The following is a 2198-nucleotide window of genomic DNA, read 5'->3' on the forward strand; positions in this document are numbered from 1 at the left end:
CCCTCGGCACCGTGTTCGACACCACGGCTGAGCACGGACTCGACGCTGACGGCAGTCGGAAACTGGGTGGGAGCATCGAGCGGCGCGGATCCCGTTGCGATGATGACGCTGGAGGCTTCACCGGCGATGGCCGTGAGATCGTCGAGCGAGATCTCCGCGCCGAGGTTGACGTCGACCTTGAGGCGGCGAAGCTCCCGAGTGAGGTGGTCGACGATGTCGATCAGTGCGCCGCGGTGGGGTGCTGACGCGGCGGCGTTCAGCTGGCCGCCCAGCACCTTCTCGCGTTCGAGCAGCACGACGGCGTGCCCACGTTCGGCGGCGACCCGGGCCGCTTCCAGGCCTCCCGGGCCGCCACCGACGACATACACCGTGGACGGAGTCGTCGACGGGCCGAACACGTCGTCGAGCCGACCGACCTCGGCGTTTACGGCGCAGTGGATGTGTTCGTCGAACGCGCGACAGTCCTGGTTGATGCCGAGGCACGTGCGGATCTCGGCGGCCCGGCCCTCACGCGCTTTGCGGGGCAGGTCGGGGTCGGCGAGCAGGCCCCGGGCCATGCCGACGAGGTCCGCGGAGCCGGTGCGCAGGACATCCTCGGCAGCGGACGGGTCGCGGATGCGCTGCGCGACCAGAGTGGTCAGTCCCGACGCGGCTTTGACACGGGCCGCCGACGGCACCGCGACCTTGTCGGGATGGGAGCCGTCCTTGACGTACGCTCCGCGGACCCCGTGCGTCACGCTGACGTAGTCGACCCCGCCCTGGGCAGCCATCAGCTCGGCGATTCGACACGTCTCATCGGTGTCGATCCCGTCGGGGATTTCCTCCTCCGCGCTGAGCCGAACGCCGAGCGCGAACTCTGCGGAGCAGCTGGCGCGAACGGCGTCGATCAGCTCGCGCAGGAACCGGTAGCGCCCGGCCAGGTCACCGCCGTACGCGTCGGTCCTTAGGTTCGCGCTGCGCGAGAGGAACTGCGCGGGAAGGTAGCCGTGAGCGGCATGCAGCTCGACACCGTCGTAGCCGCAGAGCTCGAGGTTGCGCGCCGAGCGCGCGAAGTACGCGACGATCTCAGCGATGTCCTCGACCTCCAGCTCGCGGGGCGGGAAGACATCGCGCGGCGACAGCACCGGCGATGGCGCCACCGGCCAGCGCACCGCCTCGGTGCCCAGCAGCTCACGACCCAGGTGGGCGATCTGGCCGAAGATCTTCGTGCCCTCGGCATGCACCAGCTCCGCGCGCCTGGCCATCGACGGCATGGCGTCCTCGTTGAACGCCTCGACCAGGTAGCGCGATCGCGACATGCCACCTGGGTCGGCCAGCATCGCGCCGGCGATGATGAGCCCGACGCCGCCCTGCGCCAGGCGCTCGTAGTGGGCATGGTCTCCGTGTTGCGAGATGCCGTCGCGGACGATCGACGTACCGGCGGGCGTGGCCACGAGCCGGTTCGGGAGCCCATGGGCGCCGACCGCCACGGGTGAGAAGAGGTGAGTGAACTCCGGGGTCATGCAGTTCCTTCCTGAGGGAAAAGAAGGCCCCTGACCAGCAGACCGGTCAGGGGCCCTTCGTCATGCGCGGGGGAGGAGGACCCCCGCGCCTGACGTCAGGTGGTCGTACCCGGCCCGGTGCCGAGCGGGACGCCCGCCACGACGGACGCCGGGAGCTCCTGGCTCGGGTCGATCGAGATGGTGCGTGACAGCAGATACTCCTGGACCGCCGTCACACCGTGCTCGCGGCCGATCCCGGAGTGCTTGAAGCCGCCGAACGGTGAGCCGAGGTCGGCCGCCATGGTGTTGACCGCGTATGTGCCGGTGCGCACCTTCCGGGCCACCTCGAAGCCGTGGGCGTTGTCGGCGGTGAAGACCGAGCCGGCCAGGCCGTACTGGCTGTCGTTGGCGAGCGCGATCGCGTCGTCCTCGCCGCGGTGCGGGATCAGCGAGACGACGGGCCCGAAGATCTCCTCGCGTGAGGCGGTCATGTCATTCGTGGCGTCAGTGAGGAGCGTCGGCTCGTAGTACCAGCCACGCTCGAGGTGCGCCGGCCGGCGTCCACCGACCTTGACCGTGGCGCCCTCCGCGCGGGCACCGGCGACGTAGCCCTCGACGCGGTCACGGTGGGCAGCGGTGATCAGCGGACTGACGACGGTGTCGAGCTCCATCGGGTCGCCGACCTTGAGGGACGTGAACGCGTCGGCGAGGGCGTCG

At 70.2% G+C, this 2198-nt stretch carries 2 protein-coding genes; both read right to left on the reverse strand.

The features are described from left to right. A partial coding sequence (locus tag V6M46_RS08160; protein WP_332663619.1) for an oxidoreductase occupies positions 1–1502 on the reverse strand: 1502 nt, incomplete at its 3' end. Between the two features lie 95 nt (positions 1503–1597). Next, positions 1598–2198: aldehyde dehydrogenase family protein (locus V6M46_RS08165; RefSeq protein ID WP_332663621.1), on the reverse strand; the 601-nt coding region annotated here is incomplete at its 5' end.

The sequence above is a fragment of the Aeromicrobium sp. genome (genome assembly GCF_036676885.1).
Lineage (GTDB): Bacteria > Actinomycetota > Actinomycetes > Propionibacteriales > Nocardioidaceae > Aeromicrobium.